The sequence below is a fragment of the Clostridium sp. D5 genome (assembly GCF_000190355.1).
Taxonomy (GTDB): domain Bacteria; phylum Bacillota; class Clostridia; order Lachnospirales; family Lachnospiraceae; genus Faecalicatena; species Faecalicatena fissicatena_A.
Map to the genome: position 1 here is coordinate 375,370 of NZ_GL870810.1, position 23,594 is coordinate 398,963.

The 23,594-nt window shown below is 45.6% G+C and carries 19 protein-coding genes; 14 read left to right on the forward strand and 5 right to left on the reverse strand.

From position 1 onward, the window contains the following. Positions 1-178: 178 nt before the first annotated feature. From HMPREF0240_RS08070 to HMPREF0240_RS08080, 3 genes are all read right to left on the reverse strand, one after another. Positions 179-436 carry a spore coat protein gene (locus tag HMPREF0240_RS08070; RefSeq protein WP_009002946.1) on the reverse strand — a complete coding sequence of 86 codons (258 nt, stop codon included), beginning with the start codon at positions 434-436 and terminating at the stop codon, positions 179-181. 12 nt (positions 437-448) lie between these two features. Further along, the gene (locus tag HMPREF0240_RS08075; RefSeq protein ID WP_009002947.1) at positions 449-631 is read right to left on the reverse strand and encodes a hypothetical protein; all 183 of its coding nucleotides are present in this window, start codon (positions 629-631) and stop codon (positions 449-451) included. 179 nt (positions 632-810) lie between these two features. Next, positions 811-1,548: a gamma-glutamyl-gamma-aminobutyrate hydrolase family protein gene (locus tag HMPREF0240_RS08080; RefSeq protein ID WP_009002948.1), complete on the reverse strand. Its 738-nt coding sequence runs from the start codon at positions 1,546-1,548 to the stop codon at positions 811-813. 237 nt (positions 1,549-1,785) lie between these two features. Between HMPREF0240_RS08080 and HMPREF0240_RS08085 the strand changes: the two genes are divergently transcribed. Then, complete coding sequence (locus tag HMPREF0240_RS08085; RefSeq protein WP_009002949.1) at positions 1,786-2,781, forward strand: dipeptidase; 996 nt, start codon at positions 1,786-1,788, stop codon at positions 2,779-2,781. Positions 2,782-2,791: 10 nt separating this feature from the next. On the opposite strand, the gene HMPREF0240_RS08090 is transcribed toward HMPREF0240_RS08085, so the two are convergent. Next, positions 2,792-4,354: a glycosyltransferase family 39 protein gene (locus HMPREF0240_RS08090; RefSeq protein ID WP_009002950.1), complete on the reverse strand. Its 1,563-nt coding sequence runs from the start codon at positions 4,352-4,354 to the stop codon at positions 2,792-2,794. Between the two features lie 185 nt (positions 4,355-4,539). On the opposite strand from HMPREF0240_RS08090, the gene HMPREF0240_RS08095 reads away from it, so the two are divergent. From HMPREF0240_RS08095 to uraA, 7 genes are all read left to right on the forward strand, one after another. Further along, positions 4,540-5,637 carry a polysaccharide pyruvyl transferase family protein gene (locus HMPREF0240_RS08095; RefSeq protein ID WP_035312715.1) on the forward strand — a complete coding sequence of 366 codons (1,098 nt, stop codon included), beginning with the start codon at positions 4,540-4,542 and terminating at the stop codon, positions 5,635-5,637. Between the two features lie 41 nt (positions 5,638-5,678). Beyond that, on the forward strand, positions 5,679-6,866 hold the full coding sequence (locus HMPREF0240_RS08100; protein ID WP_035312653.1) for a glycosyltransferase: 1,188 nt from the start codon (positions 5,679-5,681) through the stop codon (positions 6,864-6,866). Positions 6,867-7,232: 366 nt separating this feature from the next. Then, the gene (locus HMPREF0240_RS08105) at positions 7,233-9,227 is read left to right on the forward strand and encodes an S-layer homology domain-containing protein (RefSeq protein ID WP_009002953.1); all 1,995 of its coding nucleotides are present in this window, start codon (positions 7,233-7,235) and stop codon (positions 9,225-9,227) included. A 25-nt stretch (positions 9,228-9,252) separates the two neighbouring features. After that, positions 9,253-10,329: an S-layer homology domain-containing protein gene (locus tag HMPREF0240_RS23370; protein WP_050794506.1), complete on the forward strand. Its 1,077-nt coding sequence runs from the start codon at positions 9,253-9,255 to the stop codon at positions 10,327-10,329. Between the two features lie 118 nt (positions 10,330-10,447). Further along, positions 10,448-12,373 (forward strand): DUF5722 domain-containing protein, encoded by a 1,926-nt coding sequence (locus tag HMPREF0240_RS23375; protein WP_009002955.1) that lies wholly within the window; start codon positions 10,448-10,450, stop codon positions 12,371-12,373. 35 nt (positions 12,374-12,408) lie between these two features. After that, positions 12,409-14,295 (forward strand): S8 family serine peptidase, encoded by a 1,887-nt coding sequence (locus HMPREF0240_RS23380; RefSeq protein WP_050794507.1) that lies wholly within the window; start codon positions 12,409-12,411, stop codon positions 14,293-14,295. Between the two features lie 166 nt (positions 14,296-14,461). Next, complete coding sequence (gene uraA, locus HMPREF0240_RS08125) at positions 14,462-15,724, forward strand: uracil permease (protein ID WP_009002957.1); 1,263 nt, start codon at positions 14,462-14,464, stop codon at positions 15,722-15,724. Positions 15,725-15,906: 182 nt separating this feature from the next. Here the strand turns inward: uraA and HMPREF0240_RS08130 are convergent, their stop codons facing one another. Then, the gene (locus HMPREF0240_RS08130) at positions 15,907-17,127 is read right to left on the reverse strand and encodes an argininosuccinate synthase (protein ID WP_009002958.1); all 1,221 of its coding nucleotides are present in this window, start codon (positions 17,125-17,127) and stop codon (positions 15,907-15,909) included. 322 nt (positions 17,128-17,449) lie between these two features. On the opposite strand from HMPREF0240_RS08130, the gene HMPREF0240_RS08135 reads away from it, so the two are divergent. From HMPREF0240_RS08135 to HMPREF0240_RS08160, 6 genes are all read left to right on the forward strand, one after another. Continuing rightward, positions 17,450-17,992 (forward strand): sigma-70 family RNA polymerase sigma factor, encoded by a 543-nt coding sequence (locus HMPREF0240_RS08135; RefSeq protein WP_009002959.1) that lies wholly within the window; start codon positions 17,450-17,452, stop codon positions 17,990-17,992. After that, positions 17,976-19,055, forward strand: coding sequence for a DUF4179 domain-containing protein (locus HMPREF0240_RS08140; RefSeq protein WP_009002960.1), 1,080 nt, complete (start codon positions 17,976-17,978; stop codon positions 19,053-19,055). The genes HMPREF0240_RS08135 and HMPREF0240_RS08140 overlap by 17 nt, the downstream gene beginning before the upstream one ends. Before the next feature lie 414 nt (positions 19,056-19,469). Further along, positions 19,470-20,567 carry a helix-turn-helix domain-containing protein gene (locus tag HMPREF0240_RS08145; protein ID WP_009002961.1) on the forward strand — a complete coding sequence of 366 codons (1,098 nt, stop codon included), beginning with the start codon at positions 19,470-19,472 and terminating at the stop codon, positions 20,565-20,567. A 171-nt stretch (positions 20,568-20,738) separates the two neighbouring features. Continuing rightward, on the forward strand, positions 20,739-20,942 hold the full coding sequence (locus HMPREF0240_RS08150; RefSeq protein ID WP_009002962.1) for a PLDc N-terminal domain-containing protein: 204 nt from the start codon (positions 20,739-20,741) through the stop codon (positions 20,940-20,942). Continuing rightward, a complete protein-coding gene (locus HMPREF0240_RS08155) occupies positions 20,939-21,856 on the forward strand; it encodes an ABC transporter ATP-binding protein (protein ID WP_009002963.1) in 918 nt (305 codons plus the stop codon). Before HMPREF0240_RS08150 ends, HMPREF0240_RS08155 begins: the two co-directional genes overlap by 4 nt. After that, positions 21,853-22,620, forward strand: coding sequence for an ABC transporter permease (locus tag HMPREF0240_RS08160; RefSeq protein WP_009002964.1), 768 nt, complete (start codon positions 21,853-21,855; stop codon positions 22,618-22,620). Before HMPREF0240_RS08155 ends, HMPREF0240_RS08160 begins: the two co-directional genes overlap by 4 nt. Positions 22,621-23,594: the final 974 nt, after the last annotated feature.

Genomic DNA, 23,594 nt, shown 5'->3' on the forward strand with positions numbered 1-23,594 from the left:
CAAATTCTGTTGCCGCCGGCGGCGCGAATGCATCAGGCATTCGGGCCAACTGCGGCAAGCACCCTCCCTGTTCTCTGTTTTTTCTCTTACGGGTTCTCAGCAAACGGACAGAAGTTGAAAAGGCATACACAGTCTCAAAGGACTCCCTGCCTGCCTTTCACTTTGCGTCCCCTCCGCTCTAAAATGTCTTAGGCTGAGTTAATACTGATTTTACGTGTTCTACTTCCTGCTGTGTTGCCTTAGCAGCCGGTACATAGTAGCTCTTTTCTCTGGCTACCTGATAGAGTTTCTCCTGAGACATTTCGCAAGAATTGCGGAACTGCTTCAGGCATTGTTTTAATTCCTGGTTTTCAGTCTGTGGAATCATGTCACCAAACATTTTCAGTTCTCCGTTTACTCCGACTAAGGCATCGGATACCATTGTTTTTTCATTCATATTCGTCACCTCTTATAAGAATTTCATCAGTTCCTGTTTGTTTTTCATTGCAGAATCAGCTGCATCCTGGAAAAGTTTTTTTACTTCAGGGTCTTCAGCCTGAGATGCATAATCAGTCATCTTGCAGTGGGTTGTGTCATAGCCGCCAATCAGGTGACGTAAGTTTTGCAGATCCAGTATTGAAATATCGGACATAATCTGACCTCCTTTGAGAAATAATATTTTCGAAGATTATTATGTCCGTCATATAAAAAAATATACTGGTAGAGAATGGAGCATTGTATGCAGACTGAAAGCCCGGGATTATCAGGGTTTAATATACATCGCTTGTTTTAAAGTCATATACTATAATATTCCTTAGATGGTATGATTTGTCAATTAACAGCATGCTGATCTTTTTGAGCCGGAGGCCTGAGCCGCGCATGCAGGATAAATTCCGAGAACAGCTCGCGCATCTCAGGAGATGTGCGGTACATGCACTCCGGATGCCACTGTACGCCTATGGCAAATGGATGTGTGGGCATTTCAATGGCTTCTATGGTTTTGTCCGATGCATGTGCGCAGGCGGTGAGATTCCTGCCAAGCATGCCGACCGTCTGGTGATGGAAGCTGTTGACATCCAGGCGTGAGCCTATATATTTCCTGAGCTGGCTTCCTTTATCCACTTCAATTTTGTGGCTTACTTCAGCGCGCGAATAGGACTGCTGCATATGATTCAGCGGACGTCCGGGCTGAAGGGAAATATCCTGATAAATCGTACCGCCGCAGGCAACATTGTATACCTGCATACCACGACAGATGGAGAAGACTGGTTTTTTAGTATTTAGAACAGCCTTCATCAGGCGGATCTGGAATAAATCCAGTGTAATATCCGTCTTACCGATGCCGTTTTTTGGCTCTTCGCCAAACAGAAGAGGGGTGATGTCATTTCCTCCGCAGAAGAGAAAGCCGTCACAGAAGGTGATATATTCCTCGATTGCATGGTCGGATCTGATCAGGGGAAGAATAAAGGGCAGGCCGCCAGAGTATCGGACAGACTGGATATAAGTATTGGTCACAAACTGTCTGTCGTCCATGAGGCCGCAGACTACAATTCCGATTTTCGGTTTCATAAGCACTCCTTTTTTAACATAGGATAATTCAGGCAGGAATACGTCTGCCGGAAGTGGTGGTTATAGAGTATGTAAAAAAGTGGTAAAATATACCTTGACGTGCAGTTTTACTGCCCGCAGGACATAAAATGCGGGGTGCTCCCTGATTATTTCTTGACGTGCAGTTTTAGTACACAACGGCCCGCAGGGTATGTAATACGAAAAAGAAAATTGTATTTATAAGGGAGGGATTAAAGAATGATGAATTTAATTGATATGCATTGTGATACGATCGGCAGGCTGATGGATGCACCAACAGAGGAGAGTCTTGCAGAGAATAGTTTGTGCATTGATCTGGATGGGATGAGGAGAGCAGGCACGCTTGCCCAATTTTTTGCCTGTTTTGTAAATGCGGTGGCATTTGAAAATGAGGATGTACATAAGGCAAGACCAAAAGAAATCTCATCGGAGGCATGGGAGCGCGCTTATCAGGCGGTGCTGGCGATGACAGACAGGATAGAGCAGGAGCTAAATGAGATGATACGGGTTGCACTTTCTGCTGAAGAGATTTCGAAAAATTGCAGAGATGGTGTAATATCTGCTGTAAAAACAGTTGAGGAAGGCGGCATTATCAACGGAAAGCTTTCCCGGATTGATACGCTTTACAAGGCAGGAGTGAGACTGATTACGCTGACGTGGAACCATCCGAACTGCCTTGGGTATCCGAACTCCAGGGAAAGGAGTATCATGGAAAAGGGGCTGACGAGTCTGGGATGTCAGACAGTGGAACGGATGAATGAACTTGGTATGATTGTGGATGTGTCTCATTTATCTGACGGTGGTTTTTGGGACTGTATCAGGATAAGTAAAGCACCGGTTTGTGCATCCCATTCCAATGCGAGAGCTCTTTGCAGCCATCCGAGAAATCTGTCAGACTATATGATCCGCGCACTTGCGGAAAAGGGCGGAGTGGCAGGACTGAATTTCTATCCTGCATTTTTAACCGGAACAGATGAGGCTGTGTTAGATGATATTGCCCGACATGCTGTATATATGATTCAGTGCGGGGGGGAAGATGTTATCGCTATAGGGACGGATTTTGACGGTTTTGACAATAAAGGCCGTGACAAATGGATCGGTCATGTGCGTGAGATGGGGCTGGTCTGGGAGGCCATGAAAAACAGAGGCATCACGGAGCGCCAGCTGGATAAGATCATGTCCGGGAATGCGCTCCGTGTAATGCGGGAAGCCTAGTACAGCATTGCTATTGCAGCAGATAGGCCCTTGCAAAATGACTGTCTGTGAGATGTGTAAAGCCGGAGTAAGAAGGATTTTGTGCCAGCAGATCCCGAAGCAGGGCATCCTGGTCCTCCAGGATATTCATGATATAGACAATGACCGGCCTCTTATGGTAAGCGTCTGTTTCTGCGTATACTTTCAGGTCTGCAGAAGACAAAAATGTCAGTGTTTCATAGTTTATGACTTCGTAATACAGAGTATGGTTCCAGAAATTTACTCCGTCATTGATGACGATGCAGTCCAGTCCGGCATATTTCTGTGCCGTTTCAACTGCCGGTTCTGTTTGTTTTTCAAGATAAATCCAGTCGCAGCCCCAATAGCTGAGAAGAATACAGCCCGAAGTCAGCAGAAGCACAACGGTAAGGCGCAGGTTTCTGCTCGTGAAGAATGCACGGGCAGTAAAATCAATTGTGCCGCTTATCAACAGTATTAGAACAGGATAGGCAGGTGAGATATATCTGTCATAGTGGTAGACTGCAATTTTAGAGACCAGCAGGAAATAGCAGACTGTGGGAATCAGCAGCATTCCCCATAGTTCTATATGTTTTACAGCAATTTTTTTATTAGTTCGCAGCCGCCAGATGAGTGCGGCTGCAAAAAGAATCAAAATGACGTACAGCAGATTACCGGTCAGATTTCTGCTTATAATCTGGAAAAAGTCCTTGAGGCCGTCTATGTAGCCGGTGGAAGCTGCCAGATTATCCAGAGATTCTTTCCCCCGGTATCCTGTGAAAATATGCTCAATCATTGCCGGAAAGACGAACACAGCGGCCGCTGATGCAGCCAGGGTGTCTGCAAGGTACAGTAAGGCAGATTTCCAGCGTCTGCGCAGGAGAAGTGAGAAGCCAAAATACAGTCCTTGCAAAAAAAGGAATATGAAGAAGTAGTAATGCGTCAGCATGCCGGACAGAATAACCAGCGGATAACAAATAAAAAACTGCAGCGGCTGATTTTTATAATACTTTACGTGAAGCCAGGTAAGGAGCGCGGTTATAAACATCAGCATAGTATACATGCGCAGAAATGTATTGATCTGTATGAGGCCGCCGGCTAAAGCACAGAACAAAGCAGCAGTCAGAGCAGTCGAGCGCCGCGTAGTCAGGTTTTTCATTGTCAGGTAGGTTAATAGGATAAGACCGGAGAAAAAAGTGATGTTAATGACAGCTGCGAACCATATGCTGAACTTAGCCGGGAAGAAGCTGCATACAGTATGGAGAATCACATAATAAAACGGAGGATGAACATCCGCGCTCTGTTTGTCCCAGACATTGTCATACGAAAAGCCATTGCCTGGCTGTACAGTCATATAGTCCAGAAATGGCTGCTTTGGATCGGTATATGTCTTCCCTAAATCAACAGACATAAAAATATTGTTTCCGGAATAATTGCTGAGTCCGTAGCTGTAATATTCATCTACATGCATTCCCTTTTTTAAAGAAACTGCAAAGACTGTTGCACAAACTCCGGCAAGAATGATGAAACTCAATATAAAAAAAGCGGTTCGTTTCTTTTTAGGCACAGTGGTCATCTTGTAAACTCCTTTATTCTTTCTGTCATTATGGGAAAATTATATAGGAGCAGCAAAAAAAATGCAACACGCCTGCTTATTTTATAGAGGAAAGATTGCCTGGAAGAACGGTAAATGATATAATTATAAACTAGTAAGCTGAGCTTACGAAATATGATACGACTTGAAAATGGGGACTGAAATTTATGAAAAAAGTATTTATCCATGCTTATGCGGCAGGAAATCTGGGAGATGATCTTCTTATCAGGATCTTGTGTGAGCGTTATCCAAAAGTACAATTTAGAATCTGCGCAGACAGTTCCTACAAGGAGCGGTTTAGAGACATCTGCAATCTGTCAGTGTATTCACCTGAAGACAGGTATGTGCGCAGATCAGACCGCCTTGCCGGCTGGATCAGGCATACGGACCGCGGATTCTGGAAATGGATGCTGAAAACCTCCTGTGCGACTGTCCATATCGGGGGATCAGTATTTGTACAGCATCAGGATGATTTTACAGATGCATTCCGTCTGGATGAAGAACTTAGTGCCAGAAGCAGAAGAATATATGTGATTGGTGCAAATTTCGGCCCTTATGAGGATGAACAGTATCTGAAAAGTTACAGAGAACTGTTTAAACGATACCAGGGCATTTGCTTTAGAGACAAGTATTCTGCAGGTTTGTTTTCAGATCTTCCTCAGGTTAGATGTGCGCCTGATGTAGTATTTAATTATCAGACAGATATTCAGAGAGCCCAAAAGCGGCAGGTTCTTTTTTCTGTTATTGACATGAAGAACCGGCAGGGAAAGTGGGGAATCAGCCGGCACGATGGGGAGTATAAAGCATTTATTGCAGAACTTGCAGATGCGTACCTGAAAAAAGGGTATGACATTAAGTTTATATCATTCTGCAGATTTCAGGGAGATGAGGAAGCCATACGGAATATCAGGAAGCTGATGAAAGATCCTGACAGCGGCCGGATTTCTGTATGCTGCTATGATCGGGATCTCCGGGAATGTATGGAAAGTTTTACAGAGTCTGAAATTGTGATAGGGACCAGATTTCACAGTGTTATACTGGGATGGATCATGGGTAAAAGGGTTCTTCCGATTGTTTATGATCTGAAGACGAAGCATACACTGGATGATAATGAGTGTCCTTTTTATCTGGAACTGAACAACCTGAAGTGGGATATAAAGGAGCTGATGCAGAAGATAGACAGGATTACGCCTCTGGATACGGAGAATCTGATCAGAGAGGCAGACGGACAGTTCAGGGAGCTGGACAGCATTTTAAGGGGATGAAACAGGAAGTAAGTATACGGATGTTATATGGAGAGAATAGGATGGGAAATGAGTTGGTGAGCGTACTTATGGTGAACTATAACCATGAGGATACTATCGGGGAAACTATTGAGAGTGTTTTGGGACAGGGCTATCAGAATCTGCAGTTTATTATCGTGGATGACGGATCCACTGACGGCTCCTGTGAGGTGATTCAGAGCTTTAAGGATGAGCGGATCGAACTGTACAGGCTGGAGAAGAACCGGCATATCTGTTATGCTACAAATTATGGCTTCAAAAAAGTAAAGGGAGAATTTCTGGCAAGGGTTGACAGCGACGATATTTGGTATCCGGACAAGCTGGAACGGCAGATGGATTTTCTGAGTGCCAGTCCCGACAGAGATATCTGTTTTTCATGGATTGATCTAATCGATGAAACAGGACGCAATATAAACGAGGAGTGCAGGGATCTGCTGGGGTTGTTTGAAACAAGGTTTACAGGGCAGAGTGACTGTCTCCACACATTTTACTTCCTGGGCAACTGCCTTTCACATCCTTCAGTGCTGATGAGGACAGAGGTAATGAAGAAGACGGGGGATTTTGACCTCGGTTATATGCAGTCCCATGATTTTGATTACTGGGTCCGGATTGCTAAAAAGTATCCGCTTTATGTGATGCCCGAAAGGCTCCTTGCCATGCGCAGGTTTTTGGGAGAAGGTAAGGAAAACACAAATAACAGTAACCATTCGGACATAAGTAATACACGGTTCTTTAATGAATATATGGACATCCGTGCTCATTTTTTTGAGGGTATGGACGATCCGCTGTTTTGCGAAACATTCCGCGGTGATTTTGTGTGTGGAGATTCGGAGACGGAACTGGAACTGGAGTGTGAAAAGGCATTTCTTCTCTGTCGTCCCATACATTCCGAACAGACTGTTCCGGCAGCAGGTATAAGACGTTTCCATGAGTTATTCCGGAATCCGGACGCAGTGCAGTTATTGGAAGAAAAGTATCGCTTTTCAGTGAAGGACTTTTATCAGATGACGGGCACCCATCTGTACTGTGACAAAATACGGGATGAAAGACTGAATCAGAAAACCGAGGAATGCCGCCAGCTTCATGCAGAAACAGAAAGGCTGCAAGCTGAGATCAGACGGCAGAAGAAAGCGATCAGGGAGTATACGGAATCAACCAGTTGGAAGGTGACGGCACCTCTGCGTGCAGCAGGGAAAATATTGCATAAATAATATAATAATTATCAGTATGATAGGAAGGAAAACTGGGCTGGATCAGGTGCATAAAACAGATCAGAGAACAATAGCCGGTCAACTGAAATGAGAAACAAGAGCAGGAAGCTCTTAATATAGAAGAGCGTGTACCAGTTTAGAATGCAGTACATTCGCGGTCAACCGGAAATTGTTTTGACAGAGTTGCAATAAGTACGTTAATACAGAAAATATTCTGAAAATAAGGAAAATTATGGGTAATCTATGTATGCATTTCGGTCTTGCGCATGCGCCGGAGATACGTTATACTGATGGCATGGACCGTATGGGGGGAAGGTCCTGATCTGCAGCTAAAGTGTAACAAAAGACAGAGAGGAGTATACGTTAATGAGAAAGCAGAGGAAGACGCTGCTGTGTATTTTGAGCCTGTGCATCTGCCTTTTGGCAGGTATGCTGGTCTCATTTGATGCACATGCAGAAGAGTACGATGGCAAACCTGTAACAGGCATGGATGAAGAGGGAAACATCTATGAGATTGAGCCTGAGGTGGGACTGGTTGAGGAGGATATCTCAACATTTGCTGACAGTAATGAAAAGATTGTAAATTTCAATACCAAGGGCAATGCAACTACAGATTACAATGAAGTTGGAACCGGAGACGGCGGCTATACGAACGGCGCCTATGGAGCAGATGCAGCATATTTGGGTGAATCAGGCGGGAAGGTAAAGTTTATGCTTTCCGGTGTGATCGGACAAGTAGACAAAGGCAGCGTGCAGGTGATTAATAAATCATCAGCAAAGTCTGTAAGTTACTATACCGTCTCCGGAGGATGGCTCGTACATAAAGTAACTACGAATTTAAACAGCAGCAATTATGCAAGCAGCATCCGGTGCGGACGGGCTCCGTCTTATCTTTCAGAGGGTGGCCAGTATTACAGCTATGACGGACATTATTTTTATACAACCGATAAATATTCGGCAATGCTGAATGACTACAGGAACAACAGCAGAGGAAGTTCTGTCAATCCGGGAAGTCCGTATTATAATTATTTTCAGTATCTGCCTATGAGAAGTGCCAGTGCCTATTCTCCGGCATCCATGGATTCAATGATTGCAAGCGAGACCAGAGCTGAATCTAAGATGCGCGGAATCGGCACATCTCTGATGAGCAATCAAAATACATATGGAGTGAACGGACTGCTGGCAGCAGGAGTTGCAGCGAACGAAAGCGCCTGGGGAAACAGTAACCTGGCTCTCACAAAGAATAATCTTTTCGGTTTGAATGCTGTAGATTCCAATCCGAATGATGCATATTCTTATTCAGACATAAACAGCTGTATTAAAGATTTCACCGAGACTTATATGTCGAAAGGATACTTGAATCCCAAGGATTGGCGTTATTTTGGCGGTTTTCTGGGGGATAAGGCAAGCGGAATCGGCGTGAAGTATGCTTCCGATCCATACTGGGGAGAAAAAGCCGCAGCCGCAGCATGGTTCCTGGACGAAGCCGGCGGCAATCAGGATCAGAATGTATATACAATAGCAATCAAAGATACATTAGCCAGCAGCCACCAGAACGTGGCAGTAAGAGCTGACAGCAATGCAGGCTCCACGGTTTTGTATTCAACGGGCACACAGTCTAACACGGCACTGTTGATTTTGGATAATACATCTCAGAATGGTTTCTATAAAGTGATCAGTGATGGTGTTCTGAACAGTTCCAGAACGGGGCTTAACACCGCTTCTGGTAAATATGATTTCAGCAGTATGTATGGTTATGTTGCTGCTGACAGTATCGTTATTGTAAATAAGGGGACAAATCTGGCAGGTGTTGACAGATTTACGGATATGGATGAAAGCGCATGGTTTTACGAGTATGTGAAGTTCGTGTACGACCGCGGTATCATGACCGGAATGGATACATTCAAATTCGGACCGGGAGAAGATCTAAGTCGCGCGCAGTTCGCGACAATTCTCTACCGTATGGCCGGCTCCCCATCTGTATCATACAGCAATGTATTCCCGGATGTGCAGGACGGATATTTCTTCACCTCCCCGGTGTTATGGGCTTACAGCAATCAGGTCATAACCGGGTATGAGAATGGAACATTCGGCCCCGGAGATCTGATAACAAGAGAGCAGATGGCAGTGCTGATGTACCGGTACGCAGAATATTGCGGACTGAATACCCAGGACAGCAGCAATCTGAATAGTTTTCCGGATGCCGGCAAAGTCAGCGGATTCTCAAAGGAAGCGATGAGCTGGGCCGTGGGTGCGGGACTGATCCAGGGCGATCAGGGAGCGCTGAATCCACAGGGAAATGCCAGCCGTGCACATTGCGCAACTATTATTACGCGGTTCATGCAAAAATATGGACTGTAGGACAGAAGGAACAAGGAGGAAAAGTATGAAAGTAACCATGAAAAAAACGATGAAGAATGCGCTGCTGGCTTTTGCCCTGGTGCTGTTTGGAACCCTGATACTGGGATTCAATTCAAAGGCAGCCGGAAGAGTGGGCATGTCAATCACAACGGAAGGCGAAGTGGCTGCGGACAAGCAGGTTACATTCGATTTAAAGGTAGAAAATGGTACTTCAGATACTATCTATGATGCGGAATCTCTTGGGCTGGGTATCTTTTCCCTTAACCCAAAGGATAACGTGGACAATTTTCAGTGGACTGCAAACAATGCAATCATCATTAATCCAAACGATGCAACAGTTGCTGCAAATGTTGAAAAATTAGCACCTAAGGGTGAACTGAATCTGAAGTTCTCCGGAACCCTTCCAGCTACATGGAATAAGGAAAGCTGCATGGCAGTTATGGCAATCAGCCTCAAAGAGGATGGCAGCTATGAGTTGATTGAGATGGCATTATATGGTGATTTGCCATATACGGACGTAACACGTCAGGACTGGTTTGTAAATTATGCAACAATGCTGTATAAAATGGATATTATGACCGGTATGAATGAGACGACCTTCGGAGGAGGCGAAAAGGTGAGCCGCGCCCAGTTTGCTACTATACTCTGGAGAATGGACGATATGCCGGAAGCTGCCTATGATGCCAAGAGATTTCCCGATGTCCCGGATGAAAAATTCTTTACAAAACCCGTGATGTGGGCGAGTTCAGAAGAGGCTGGCATTATCACAGGATATGCAGACGGCAGATTCGGAACAGGCGATGAGATTACCAGGGAACAAATAGCAGCTATGATGTACAGATATGCCAAATATGCAAAACTTGATGTGTCAGCTGCGGGTGATTTAAGTGCATTCCCAGATGGCAAAGATGTGAGCGGATTTGCTCTTGACGCTATGAAGTGGGCGGTAGGAAGCGGCCTGATCAGCGGAAATGGCGATGGAACTCTGAATCCTCAGGGAACTGCTGGAAGAGCAGAGTGCTCTGCAATCATCAGCAGATTTATGATGGGCGCAATTGGAACATTTGACAGCCAGGCAGAGGCTTTCGCATTAGAGCAGTAGAAAGACATTTCTGAAGAATAAAAACTTTAGACAGACAGGATTTAAGAGGAGGCGGCGATACGCTGGAAGGCGTCATTGCTGCCTCATTTTAATAGGGTATTCATAAGGGGAGGCTTAAATGAAGACAGTAAAAAGAATAATCGCGGGAATTGTGGCGGTTGTGATGATGATGGGGATGTGTGTACCAGAGGTAAGAGCAGAAGATCTGCCGATTGAGAAACCCTATCTGGATCTGGATCCTTCTACAGTCATCGACAGTGAGGCAGAAGTACCCGATGTACCGGATATGGAGGCTTATAGTGAAGATAGTGCGGTTATTCAGATGGACGGATCCAAAAAAGGGATTCAGGGTCCAGAGTGGATGTATGCCGGTACAAAGGGACAGGCAGGCATCAAGCATGTGCTTCTGAACCTGGGAATTAGCCAGTTTCTATCCAATGGAGATACAGAGTATACATATAATGGAAAAACCTATATGTTTAACTCAGAATATTCCAAAGGATTTGAAAAGACTGTGCGCGCTTTGAATGCAAAGGGAGTTACCGTGACAACAGTTCTTCTGGTACAGGATGACAGAGGTCTGAAAGAATGGGATGAACTGGTCTATGACCCGGAACGCGGTCATAATTTCTATGCCTTAAGTACAAAGACCGAGAAGGCAAGGGAGACTTGGAGAGCGCTTTTTGGGTTTCTGGCAGAAAAGTTTGGACAATCTGACTGCTTTATTGAAAACTGGATACTGGGCAATGAAGTAAATATGCCTTCCGCCTATAACTGGACGGGAACGTTAAGCCCGTCTACCAATGCAAAAGTATACGCGTCGTCTTTTGTTCTGCTTTATAACGCGCTGCAGGAACAGAATGCAAAGCGTCAGGATTCGGCAGCTGCAAAAGCATATATTTCGCTGGACCGAAGTTGGAATAATAATGGTAATTATACTGGAATAGGAGCAAAAGATTTTTTGGACAGGTTTGCAACCGAACTAAATGTTTTACAGCCGGATGTGAACTGGTGCGTTGCATTCCATCCCTATGCCGTGGTGATGGATCCGACAAGCAGCAAGTTTTCGGAATCTGAGAAACTGTTGTGGGGAAATAATAAGTATACACCGAACAATCTGAATGCACAGTTTGTTACAGCGGCGAATCTGAATGTACTGACGGACTATGTAAAAAATAATTACGGGTCACAGCATCGAATCATCCTGTCTGAGCAGGGCTTTGATGCCAAGGGGGGAGAAGACTATCAGGCGGCCAGCCTGGCATATACCTTTTATGCGGGACAGTTTAATGATATGGTGGATGCGGTTATTTTCAGAAGCTGGGAGGATCATCCGGATGAATTTGGTCTTCAGCTGGGGATTCTGGGAAGAAAAGCATACAACGTCTTTAAGTACATGGATACAAATATTTATGGCGGCGCAACGAACCAGTGTCTGAATACAATTGGAATAGAGAACTGGAAGGATCTGGTGAAGGGGTTTGATATGCCTGGAATGGCATACCGGGACGTATCATACGACAGCTGGTTCCTGAATGCGGTAAAAGCTGTAACGGATGCCGGATGGATGACCGGATTAAATGATACACATTTCGGTGCGGGAGAGAATCTGGGCAGGGGCCAGTTTGCAACGATTCTATACCGTATGGAGGGTAGCCCTCAGCATGGGTATGTCAATAAATTTACCGATGTACCGGATCACTACTTTTTCTCAATCCCGGTCAGCTGGGCGAACAGTAAGGGGATTATCACAGGATACGGACACGATAATTTATTTGGCACAGGCGATGACATCACCAGAGAACAGCTTGCAACGCTGATGTACCGTTACGCACAGTTTAAGGGACGGGACACAGGCGGAAGAGCGAACCTGAGTGGATTCAGCGATAATAAAAAGGTCAGTGCATTTGCGTCGGAAGCCATGCAGTGGATCGTGAGTGAAGGTATTATTCAGGGGGAAGGAACGAACGGGCAGCTGAATCCGCAGGGACAGGTTAGCAGGGCCGTTTGTGCAACGGTTATTCAGAGATATACCGGATTATAAAAAGTTAACAGAATTGAGAAAGCAGTGGGAAATCTATGTCAAATAGCAGAAAGGCAGTAAGAGGATTAAGTGTAGTATTCATGACCATTATTCTGGCTCTGGGAAGTGTATTTACTGTATATGGAACGGAAGCAGAAGGCAGTGAGGCCGAAAGCGCTTCCTATGTACCGGGGGAATTACTCGTCATGTACCGGGAGGATGTCACAGAGGATCAGGCCGAGGTGATGGCAGAGGAACAGGGAGATGAAGGTGTTGAGGTGATTTCCGAGACGGCAGAGGGAACGATAGCAGTGGTTTCTGTTGCAGAAGATTCTTCTGTGGAACAGGCGATAGAAGACTACGCATCAGATGACCGTGTTGTCGCTGTATCACCGAATTATGAACTGGAGCTTTTCGAGGACACCCCGGTAAATGACAGCCAATTTGGGCGGCAGATTTATCTGCAGCAGACCAGGGTGCCCCAGGCATGGGAAATTGTCAATCAGACAGAGCACAGCAGGGTAAAAGTTGCTGTCCTCGACACCGGGGCAGATATCAGCCATCCGGATTTAAAAAATGTATTGGATCTTGGGAACAGCAGAGAAATCCTGAATGCAAACGGTTCCCTGGGGCCGCTTCGCGGGGATGGGTATCAGAATGGTGTCTATTCTTCAGGCGGAGGCCATGGAACTCATGTCAGCGGGATCCTCGCCGCACAGGCCAACAACGGAGAGGGAATAGCCGGAGTTGGAAGCGCTCTGGACAATTCCGTTGTGGAACTGATGGTGGTGGATGTATTTTCGCAGGATCAGAGAACGAGTGTGGCATACGTTCTGAAAGGACTGGAATATGCCAGAAATGCCGGGGCTAAGGTGATAAATCTGAGTCTGGGCATGGAAAAGGCCACAGTGGGATTCTATGATGATCTGTTTGACAGAATGTGCCGCAGTCTGGCGGATGACGGAATTATAATTATCTGTGCAGCAGGCAATTACGGAACAGGGGATAACGGAAGACTGAATGTAATTCCTTCGGATTACGACAGTACAATCAGTGTGATAGCTGTTGACAACAATATGCAGAAAGCAAGTACATCCTGTTATGGTTCTCTGAAAGATATATCAGCACCGGGAGTAAATATCTGGAGCACACTCAAGGGCGGCACTTACGGAAGTATGAACGGAACATCAATGGCAGCGCCGGAAGTAGCTGGAGTTGTGGCCATGATGTGTTCCGTAAATCCGGAGCTTTCTGTAGAAGAGGTCAGAAAGATCCTTCAGGACACCGCCACAGATATAGGGGCACCGGGTTTTGATATCTATACAGGCGCGGGGCTAGTAAATGCACAAAGGGCGTTGGAAAAAGCAGCCTCTTATAATGGCAGTGAAGAGAAAATCACACTTCCCTACAAAGACATAAAGAAAAATGACTGGTTTTACGATGCGGCCGCCTATATGTATAAAAATAAAATAATGACAGGCCTTGAGCCAACAGTCTTTGGTGCTTCCGAGAAAGTAAGCCGGGCCCAGTTCGCTACAATCCTGTATCGTGCATCCGGAGAAAGCCAAATACCTTTTACAGGCAAATTCCCGGATGTACCAGAAGGCCAGTTCTATTCTGATGCGGTAACATGGGCTGCAGCCCGCGGAATCATCACCGGATACGAGAATGGAAATTTCGGTTCGGGAGATCTCATCACCCGTGAACAAATGGCCGTTCTGCTCTACCGATACATGCAATATCAAGGAGCCGATACATCCCAGAAAAACAGCCTGTCCAACTTCCCAGATGCCGGTTCAGTAAGTGCCTTTGCAAAAGAAGCAATGCAATGGGCCAATGCAGCAGGCATTATCACAGGAAATGGAGACGGCACACTGGCACCGGTAGCATTTGCAGACCGCGCAGCCTGTGCCACAATGATGATGCGCTTCTTAGAATTATAACAAGCGAACGATCTTCATGAGCGGCCGAAGATGCATCACCCATTCCCGCTCCTACTTAAAAACTCGTTCCCAAAATCCTCAAATTGTTGTTTTTGTATATGTAATTCTGTGGTACAATAGAACAGATAAAATATTTTAAAGGAACAAGAGAGAAATGGAGGGTAATATGGAAAGTAAGAAGATCATTCAGGTGGAAGAAAAAGTCCCATTTAAGATGCTGGTGCCTTTGAGCATTCAGCATATGTTTGCGATGTTCGGGGCATCTGTACTGGTTCCTTTTATATTTGGAATCAATCCTGCAATAGTATTATTTATGAATGGTATCGGAACTCTATTATTTATCTTAATTACAAAGGGGAAAGCACCGGCTTATCTTGGCTCCAGTTTTGCATTCCTGGCACCGGCGGGAATTGTTATCAGCAAATGGGGCTATAATTATGCGCTGGGTGGCTTTGTAGTCGTGGGTTTTTTTGGCTGTGTCCTGGCTTTGATTATTTATAAATTCGGTTCGGACTGGATTGACGTTGTGCTGCCTCCGGCGGCGATGGGACCCGTTGTGGCCCTGATTGGACTGGAACTGGCGGGAACAGCGGCTTCCAATGCAGGACTGAAGGATGAGGTCATAGACCCTAAAAATGTGATTGTATTCCTGGCAACGCTGCTGACAGCAGTGATTGGTTCTGTCGTATTCAGAAAGTTTCTGTCCGTCATACCGATACTGATTGCGATTATCGTAGGATATGTGGCAGCGCTTCTCTGCGGCGTTGTGGACTTCACCCAGGTTGGCACCGCATCCTGGCTGGCGCTTCCCAACTTTACGACACCCAAGTTTAAATGGGAGGCAATTGTAATTATCCTGCCTGTGCTTCTTGTCATTGCCTCTGAGCATATCGGACACCAGATTGTAACAAGCAAGGTTGTAGGAAGAGATCTGCTGAAAGATCCGGGACTTCACCGTTCCCTTTTTGCAGACAACTTTTCAACTATGATTTCAGGATTCATCGGTTCTGTACCTACTACAACGTACGGTGAAAACATAGGCGTAATGGCAATTACCAAGGTATACAGCATTTATGTTATAGGAGGGGCGGCAGTACTCTCCATCATCTGTTCCTTTATTGGAAAGATGACCACACTGATCAGTACCATTCCGGGTCCGGTAATTGGAGGAATTTCCTTCCTGCTGTACGGTATGATCGGAGCATCTGGTATCCGTATCCTGGTAGAAGCGCAGGTGGATTACGGTAAATCCAGAAATATGGCCATGACATCCATAATTTTCGTGACAGGCCTTTCCGGTATTTCCGTACAGTTCGGAAGTATCCAGTTGTCAGGTATGGTTCTTGCCTGCGTAGTGGGAATGCTTATGGGGCTGATGTTCTTCGTTCTGGACAAGCTGAAACTGACAAACGACAGAGAAGAAGCGTAAATAAAATATAGAAAAAAGAAGTTCTGACTCCCAGGTAAAACCTGTTGTGCCAGAACTTCTTTTTATTTCCACGGCAGAGTTCCAAAATCAGACCCGCCTGACCTTGAAGGCTGCCGCTGTATTTTTTGATCCACCAGACATTTTCTTGCGTGCATATCAGAGTGATAAAAGAATGCCTTTCACTACTGTTCCTGCTCCTGCATTTTCATAGCGCGTACTTTAAGCGGCAGGCCGAACAGATTGATGAAGCCTTCTGCATCGTGATGATCGTATAATTTTCCGGTTGTGAAGCTTGCCAGTGACTCGCTGTACAGTGAGTACGGAGAAGCAGTGCCCGCTTTGATGATATTTCCCTTATATAGTTTGAACTTCACTTCACCGGTTACATACTGCTGTGTTACATCCACGAAAGCCTGGATTGCTTCACGCAGTGGAGTAAACCATTTTCCTTCATATACGATCTGGGCAAATTTATTTCCCATGTCTTTCTTTACTTCATATGTAGCACGGTCAAGTACGAGTTCTTCCAGCTGATCGTGTGCTTCCATCAGTATAGTTCCGCCGGGAGTTTCATAAACGCCTCGGGACTTCATGCCGACTACGCGGTTCTCAACGATATCTACGATACCAATCCCGTGTTTTCCGCCGAGAACGTTGAGTTCTGTAATAATGTCGGATACCTTCATCTCTTTTCCGTTCAGGCTCTTCGGTACGCCGGCCTCAAAGGTCATTGTTACATATTCTCCTTCATCCGGTGCCTTTTCCGGTGACACACCCAGTACTAACAGATCGTCATAGTTTGGCTCATTTGCCGGATCCTCCAGTTCCAGTCCTTCATGGCTTATATGCCATAAGTTCCTGTCGCGGCTGTAGCTGTGCTTTGCGTCAAACGGAAGATCAATCCCATGCTGTTGGCAGTATTCGATTTCATCTTCACGGGACTGCATGGTCCATACATCCGTCATACGCCATGGTGCAATGATCTTAAGGTCAGGTGCAAGCGCTTTAATTCCAAGCTCAAAACGGATCTGGTCATTGCCTTTTCCTGTCGCGCCGTGGCAGATAGCAGTAGCGCCTTCCTTGCGTGCGATCTCTACAAGCCGTTTTGCGATCACCGGGCGGGCCATAGAGGTTCCAAGTAAGTACTTGTTCTCATATACAGCGCCTGCCTTCACGCATGGCATAATATATTCGTCGCAGAATTCATCGATGATGTTCTCTATGTATAATTTAGAAGCGCCTGATAGTTTTGATCTTTCTTCCAGTCCGTCCAGTTCTTCTCCCTGCCCGCAGTCGATACAGCAGCAGATGACCTCATAGTCAAAATTCTCCTTTAACCACGGTATAATTGCGGTTGTGTCAAGTCCGCCTGAATACGCTAATACAACTTTTTCTTTACTCATTTCATTTGCCTCCTAATGTATCCTATTCTAATATTGTTCACTTAATTGGTATAACGCCTTTGTTTAAGCTACAACATACTATACACCATATTTTATATTTATGCAATAGAAAACGTAAAAAAATTAAATATATACATTAATGCCAAATAAATATACATAAAAGCGGTGTAAATATGCATATTTTATGCATGACATATGTCCGTAAAGGGAGAAAATGAATATAATTATTTGTAACCTTTTTCAGCACTTGCCGGTCTAACTAATGTAAAATAAAAACGAATGCAGGAAGCTTCTTCTTTGCCGGAAAGGAAAGGGTGAACAGATGGATGAAGAGATGAGGAACACAAAGCTTGCGAAAAAAGCGGTACGGGGAAATGCCGATGCATATGGGCAGCTGATCACAGAATACCAGGAATATTTGTATAAAATGGCATTTCTCTATATGAAGAATCAGCAGGATGCATTGGACGTGGTGGGAACGACTATATTAAAGGGGTTTCAGAATATCAAAACACTGAAGAATCCGGAGTGGTTCAAAACATGGATTACCAGGATTCTGATGAATACAGCAAATGATGAATTGAAAAAGGTCGTATATTACAGTGATATAGAGGAAATCCAGGTATCAAAGAAGCATAAAGGCGTGTCGCCTGAAGAAAAATGTGACCTGGAAAATGCCGTGAGCCGTCTCCCTGAAAAATACAGGGTGGTCATTATCCTGAAATATTTCAGTGGATTTTCGGTGAATGAAATCGCATACGCCATTGAAGCACCGGTGGGGACCGTCAAGGCATACCTGAGCAGAGCCCGTGTCGAGCTGAAAAAATATTTGAAGGAGGATTATTTGTATGCAGATCACATTTAACAATATCGGAGTGCCAGAAGAAGAATTAAATGCGGTAGTAGAAAAAAATATGGATCAGATTCACAGACAGTGCCATAGAAAAAGAGTTCGTAAAATCTTAACTGGATGCAGTGCAGCAGTGATTTTAGCCGCAGCGGGCATAGGTCTCTGTGCTATGAACCCGGTACTGGCGGAGCAGATTCCTCTGATCGGGCATTTGTTTGAGAGGGTAGAAGACAAGCAGATATATTCAGGAAATCTCAGCAAGGATGCAGAGCCGGTCCATGAGGGCAATGTCAGCGAGTCCGGCGGTATCAAGATGACCCTGTCGGAAATATACTGCAACACAGAGGCTTTAAATATATCGGTTCTGATTGAATCCGAAGCTCCGTTCCCAGAAATGAAACATGATGGAGACCAGACCACTGGAGACAAGACAATCAGCTATCAGTACCTGGAGACAGAACAGAATTTTGACTTTATGCCAGAGAGCCAGCAGGAAGTTATACAAGTAAACGGAGAGTATCTGGACGATCATACTTTTGCCGGTGCATTCAGAATCGATTTTAATTTAGGCGACCTGAGCCAGGTTGAAATACCTGATACCTTTCATCTGGATCTGTCAGTCAGCATGCTTCATATACTGAGCAATTCACCCGAAAAGGAGCCCTGCAACCTGTCAGGAGATACCCCGTGGGAATTTTCAGTAGACGTATCCAAAGACAGCAGTCAGACCGTGACAAAAGAGGTCAATCAATACGCGCCGAATGGTATGGGAATTGGAACAGTTACCAAAACACCATATGAAATCACCCTGAATGGTGGATACAGCGAAGAGAAGAAGACATCAGATGAACCGCTGCAGATGGTCATTCTGGATGCAGATGGAAAATACATGCCGGACAAAGGCGGCTTCATGGTGCCGATCAATGACCATAACGTGTCTAAAATAACAGTCTATTACTATCCGGCAGCCTCAGAAGAAGAATTTATGGCAATCCAGGAACGGTACCGCGATGATGACTTTGAAGAATTCATAAAAGACAAATCAACCTTCCAAATCCAAATCGATTTTGGAGAGTGAGAGGGTTCGGGATAGAAGGGACTCACTCCCTTGGAGGGAATCAGGGAGAGGCGGATGGAGCCAAGAGGACACGTAATGGAAGGGGAAGGCAGTTCTTGTACGAAGCGGATTCCGCGTAGCCAGCCCAATCCGCTGCTCCCGTCGAATTCCTCCCGGCATTAATTTTACCTGCCGACTTGATGAACGCAGCCTGCATGGAACGGGGCGGGGAAGGGCTGTGTACTGCCAGAAAGCAGTACACAGCCCTTCCCCGCCCCGTTCCATGCAGGCGTCTCCCCAACCACAAATTAACTACCAGTTAATAATATTTATAGAATTTAACGAATGGTCTGTTGTGGGTGTGTATTTATTCTGCTATTCTGTAGGAGAAATAGGAAATACTATATAGATCATAATTTATTGTAGGAGGCGGATATGAAAATACATGAAATGATCAGGTGTAAGAGGAAGGAGATGGGGCTGACGCAGGAGGAGCTTGCAAGGTATCTTGGGGTGTCGGCTCCGGCGGTGAATAAATGGGAGAAGGGGCTGAGCTATCCGGATATTACGCTGTTGCCGGTGCTGGCGGCATATTTTAATCTCAGTGTGGATGATCTGATTGGATATGAGCCTCAGATGGTGAAGGAGGATATTAAAAAGCTTTACCGCCGGCTTGCAGACAGATTTGAGAAGGAACCTTTTGAGACGGTGAAGGCAGAGTGCGATGAGTATATTAAAAAATATTATTCCTGTTTTCCTCTGCTGATGCAGATGTCGGTGCTTCTAATGAATCATTATCCGATGGCAGAAAACCCTCAGGAGGTTATGGATGAGATTATAGAACTGCTTGACCGTATAACTGAGGAGAGCAAAGACGTATATCTTGCAAAGAATGCGGCAATGCTGAAAGGCGGATGTTATCTTATGACGGGACAGCCAGAGGAAATCCTGGATATGCTGGGTGAAGAGATACATCCGGTCTCCCAGGAAACGGAGATGCAGGCACAGGCATATCAGCTCAGAGGAAATGTGGAAAAAGCCGTGCAGGCGATCCAGATCTCGATGTACCAGCATCTGCTGTTTCTGATCGCTGATGCTTCTATGCATATTGCATGGCAGACAGAGGCTTCTGAGAAAACGGAAGAGATTATAAGGCGTACACTGGCAGTAGCAGACATATTTAATATGGATTATCTGCATTTTAATACAATCGTTCAGGTGTACTTTGCGTCCGCCCAGTATTACTGTATCACAGGAAAAACGGAGGAAGCTGTAAAAATGCTGGAACGTTATACCGACTGCATTTACATGCAGGAAATACCTTTGCAGCTTCATGGAGACAGTTACTTTGACAAAGTAGATGAATGGCTCCTGGGACTGGCACTGGGACGGGATGCTCCCCGCGGTGATGCAGCCATACGCCAGAGCATTTACCAGGCAATCGCGGCAAATCCTTTGTTTGAATGCCTAAATGATAATATGCATTATAAACGGCTTATAAAACGGCTGGAGGAATACAGCAGAAGCAAATAACAGCAGGATTCGGCCCAGGGATTCCTCTTTCTACAGGAAAACGTGAAAGGATATCCAGGGGCAGGCAGTGAATGGAACATAAAATATCCTGCGGAAATCAGGACATTCGGGTTTATCAGTTGGTTTTTTAGAAGAGCCGAAGTATAGCGGCGAAAAAGGAGGAACAGATTTATGAATACATTATTTGAATATTTACCGATATTGTTTCCGGTAATTCTTATAGAATTAATTTTAATGGTGACAGCACTTGTTCATGTGCTGCGCCATCCGAACTACCGGTTTGGCAATAAAGTGGTCTGGATTGTAATAGTGGTGTTTATTCAGATTATAGGGCCTATTATTTATTTTGCATTTGGAAGAGGGGAAGACGAATGAATGTACTGGAAATTGAAGACCTGAAGAAAAAATTTGGTTCCCACCAGGTTCTGGACGGTTTATCCATTGCTGTGCCGGAGCACTCGGTTTTTGGATTTCTCGGGAAAAACGGCGCAGGGAAAACAACAACAATGAAGATCGTGCTCGGACTTCTGCAGTCGGATGGCGGGGAGGTACGTGTACTTGGAGAAAAGTCTGTATACGGGCAGAACGCGGCAAATCGGTTTATCGGGTACCTGCCGGATGTCCCGGAGTTTTACAGCTACATGACGCCCGTGGAATATCTAAGGCTATGCGGACAGATTACAGGGATGAAAGAAAAACAGATCCGGCTCAAGTCCGAAGAACTGCTGGAGCTTGTAGGCCTTAAAGGGGTTAAAAAAAGAATTGGTGGATTTTCAAGGGGAATGAAGCAGCGTCTTGGAATCGCCCAGGCGTTATTCAATGAGCCGAAGCTGCTAATCTGCGACGAACCAACCTCAGCGCTGGATCCTGTGGGACGGCGGGAAGTGCTGGATATTATGGAACAGGTCAGAGAGAAGACAACGGTTATATTTTCCACCCACGTCCTTACGGATGTTGAAAGAATCTGTGACAGAGTAGCAGTTTTAAACAACGGAAAGACTGTTATGGAAGGCAGGCTGGACGAAATACGGGATAGGCACCGGAAAAACGCGCTGCTCATAGCGTTTGAAAGAAAAGAAAATTTAAAGAGGTTTATAGAAGAGCCTGTTTTCAGAAAGCTTCTGACTGCATCGAAAAAAGAGGGCTGCCAGGTTATTATAGAGGCGGCAGACATTGAGCAGGCAGAGTCCGAGCTTATCAGGGGACTAAACGAGACCCAGATCATGCCCTCCAGGCTGGAAATACTGGAACCGTCACTGGAAGGATTGTTTATGGAGGCAATACAATGAGAGCATATGCAGCATTTACAAAAAAAGAATTTACAGAATTTACAAGAACGTATAAGCTTTTAATCCTGGGCCTGGTGTTTTTACTTTTTGGAATCATGAGCCCGCTGGCAGCCAAATACATGCCCGAAATCATCAGCCAGTTCATGCCCGCGGGAATGGAGATTGAAGTATCCGCCCCGACGGCACTGGATTCCTGGATGCAGTTCTTTAAAAACGTTTCACAGCTGGGTCTGTTTGTGGCAGTCATCCTTTTCGGCGGAATCATGTCTTCAGAGTATTCCCGGGGTACCCTGATTCACATGCTGACAAAAGGCCTCCCAAGAAGAACCGTAGTCCTGGCAAAATTCACGGCCGCATCTCTTCTCTGGACCGGAGCCTATCTGCTGTGTTTTGGAGCGGCCTACGGATACACATGGTTCTACTGGAGATCCGATGCCAACATGTCCGGCCTGTCCGTGGCAATCGCGGCGACATGGCTGTTTGGAATCTTCCTGCTGGCCATAACAATCCTGGGAAGCGTCCTGTGCAGAAACTCCTACGGCTGTCTCCTGTTCACCGGCATCGCAGTAGTCCTCCAGTTTCTGCTGAACATGCTCCCAAAGATCAAAGAATTCAACCCACTGAAGCTCATAACTGAAGGAACCCCGTTGCTGCAGGGACAGATCGAGACCGGCCTCTTTCTGAAGCCCACAATCATTGCATGCGTAGGAACCCTCCTCTGCGTCACCTTGTCATGCATCATATTCAACAAGAAAAAGCTTTAGGCGGAGTGAGCGGACTTGTACGCGAATGGATGGGGGGGGCCGCTGTACGGAATCGTGATATGGCTCTTTTGGATGCGGATTTAGGGGATAACTGCCACTAATCAAAATGAAGGCCAGCATGATGAACACCGACGACAAACACGAGAATGCAGGATGCATTCTCGCTAAGTCGTCTTTCCAACAGGACTGGAAGTCCTGTTGGAAGTTCATATGCTGGCCTTCATTTTGATAAAGTGGCAGTAATCCCCTAAATACGCATCCAAAAGAGCCATATCACGATTCCGTACAGCTACGTTAATCCAATCGGGAATAAAACACTCTCTCCGGGTGGAGTACAAGCCGGTAACAGTGGATCCGAACCGTCTGCCCGAAACTCCCTGTCCCCCATACCGTTGTGTTGCTTTTTATGAACACGGTTATCAACGTTAAAAAATGTTAAACCAACCAACCAACAAACAAAATAACAATCCATTCACTATCACTTCCAAAAAGTACGTCACGTATTATCCAATTCAATCCGCCTCTCCCGTGAACACCCCACCCGGAATGTTTTCCCATACGCCTGGATGAACACAGCCTGTAAGAAGAGGAAGCCCTGCCGGGACGGGGAAAGAAAAAAGAGTGGTGCCCGAAGGCGTAGAATGCGCGGTTAGAACGGCTTAATGGAAAGCCTGCCGGATTTTGAGGCTAAAATCGGCTCACAAAGCCGATTTTAAAGAGGCCTGAGCTGCATAATCATCAAGATTATGCAGTGAATGCCTCTGATGACTCAAAATCCGGCAGGCTTTCCATTTAGCCGTTCTCCGCAAATGCCCCGCCTTCGGGCACCACTCTTTTTTCTTTCCCCGTCCCGGCAGGGCTTCCTCTTCTCACAGGCGCCCCCCATACGCCAAAACATCCCCCCACCTGTTCAAAAGGATGGAAAAAGCGGGGGAGGCGTAGTATAATCTATTTATCTATTACTTATTAAAGGA

What these genes read in the sequence shown, in the direction of transcription:
- HMPREF0240_RS08070 (WP_009002946.1), bottom strand. Translation starts at nt 436, where the DNA reads ATGAATGAAAAAACAATGGTATCCGATGCCTTAGTCGGAGTAAACGGA.
- HMPREF0240_RS08075 (WP_009002947.1), bottom strand. Translation starts at nt 631, where the DNA reads ATGTCCGATATTTCAATACTGGATCTGCAAAACTTACGTCACCTGATT.
- HMPREF0240_RS08080 (WP_009002948.1), bottom strand. Translation starts at nt 1,548, where the DNA reads ATGAAACCGAAAATCGGAATTGTAGTCTGCGGCCTCATGGACGACAGA.
- HMPREF0240_RS08085 (WP_009002949.1), top strand. Translation starts at nt 1,786, where the DNA reads ATGATGAATTTAATTGATATGCATTGTGATACGATCGGCAGGCTGATG.
- HMPREF0240_RS08090 (WP_009002950.1), bottom strand. Translation starts at nt 4,354, where the DNA reads ATGACCACTGTGCCTAAAAAGAAACGAACCGCTTTTTTTATATTGAGT.
- HMPREF0240_RS08095 (WP_035312715.1), top strand. Translation starts at nt 4,540, where the DNA reads ATGAAAAAAGTATTTATCCATGCTTATGCGGCAGGAAATCTGGGAGAT.
- HMPREF0240_RS08100 (WP_035312653.1), top strand. Translation starts at nt 5,679, where the DNA reads ATGGGAAATGAGTTGGTGAGCGTACTTATGGTGAACTATAACCATGAG.
- HMPREF0240_RS08105 (WP_009002953.1), top strand. Translation starts at nt 7,233, where the DNA reads ATGAGAAAGCAGAGGAAGACGCTGCTGTGTATTTTGAGCCTGTGCATC.
- HMPREF0240_RS23370 (WP_050794506.1), top strand. Translation starts at nt 9,253, where the DNA reads ATGAAAGTAACCATGAAAAAAACGATGAAGAATGCGCTGCTGGCTTTT.
- HMPREF0240_RS23375 (WP_009002955.1), top strand. Translation starts at nt 10,448, where the DNA reads ATGAAGACAGTAAAAAGAATAATCGCGGGAATTGTGGCGGTTGTGATG.
- HMPREF0240_RS23380 (WP_050794507.1), top strand. Translation starts at nt 12,409, where the DNA reads ATGTCAAATAGCAGAAAGGCAGTAAGAGGATTAAGTGTAGTATTCATG.
- uraA (WP_009002957.1), top strand. Translation starts at nt 14,462, where the DNA reads ATGGAAAGTAAGAAGATCATTCAGGTGGAAGAAAAAGTCCCATTTAAG.
- HMPREF0240_RS08130 (WP_009002958.1), bottom strand. Translation starts at nt 17,127, where the DNA reads ATGAGTAAAGAAAAAGTTGTATTAGCGTATTCAGGCGGACTTGACACA.
- HMPREF0240_RS08135 (WP_009002959.1), top strand. Translation starts at nt 17,450, where the DNA reads ATGGATGAAGAGATGAGGAACACAAAGCTTGCGAAAAAAGCGGTACGG.
- HMPREF0240_RS08140 (WP_009002960.1), top strand. Translation starts at nt 17,976, where the DNA reads ATGCAGATCACATTTAACAATATCGGAGTGCCAGAAGAAGAATTAAAT.
- HMPREF0240_RS08145 (WP_009002961.1), top strand. Translation starts at nt 19,470, where the DNA reads ATGAAAATACATGAAATGATCAGGTGTAAGAGGAAGGAGATGGGGCTG.
- HMPREF0240_RS08150 (WP_009002962.1), top strand. Translation starts at nt 20,739, where the DNA reads ATGAATACATTATTTGAATATTTACCGATATTGTTTCCGGTAATTCTT.
- HMPREF0240_RS08155 (WP_009002963.1), top strand. Translation starts at nt 20,939, where the DNA reads ATGAATGTACTGGAAATTGAAGACCTGAAGAAAAAATTTGGTTCCCAC.
- HMPREF0240_RS08160 (WP_009002964.1), top strand. Translation starts at nt 21,853, where the DNA reads ATGAGAGCATATGCAGCATTTACAAAAAAAGAATTTACAGAATTTACA.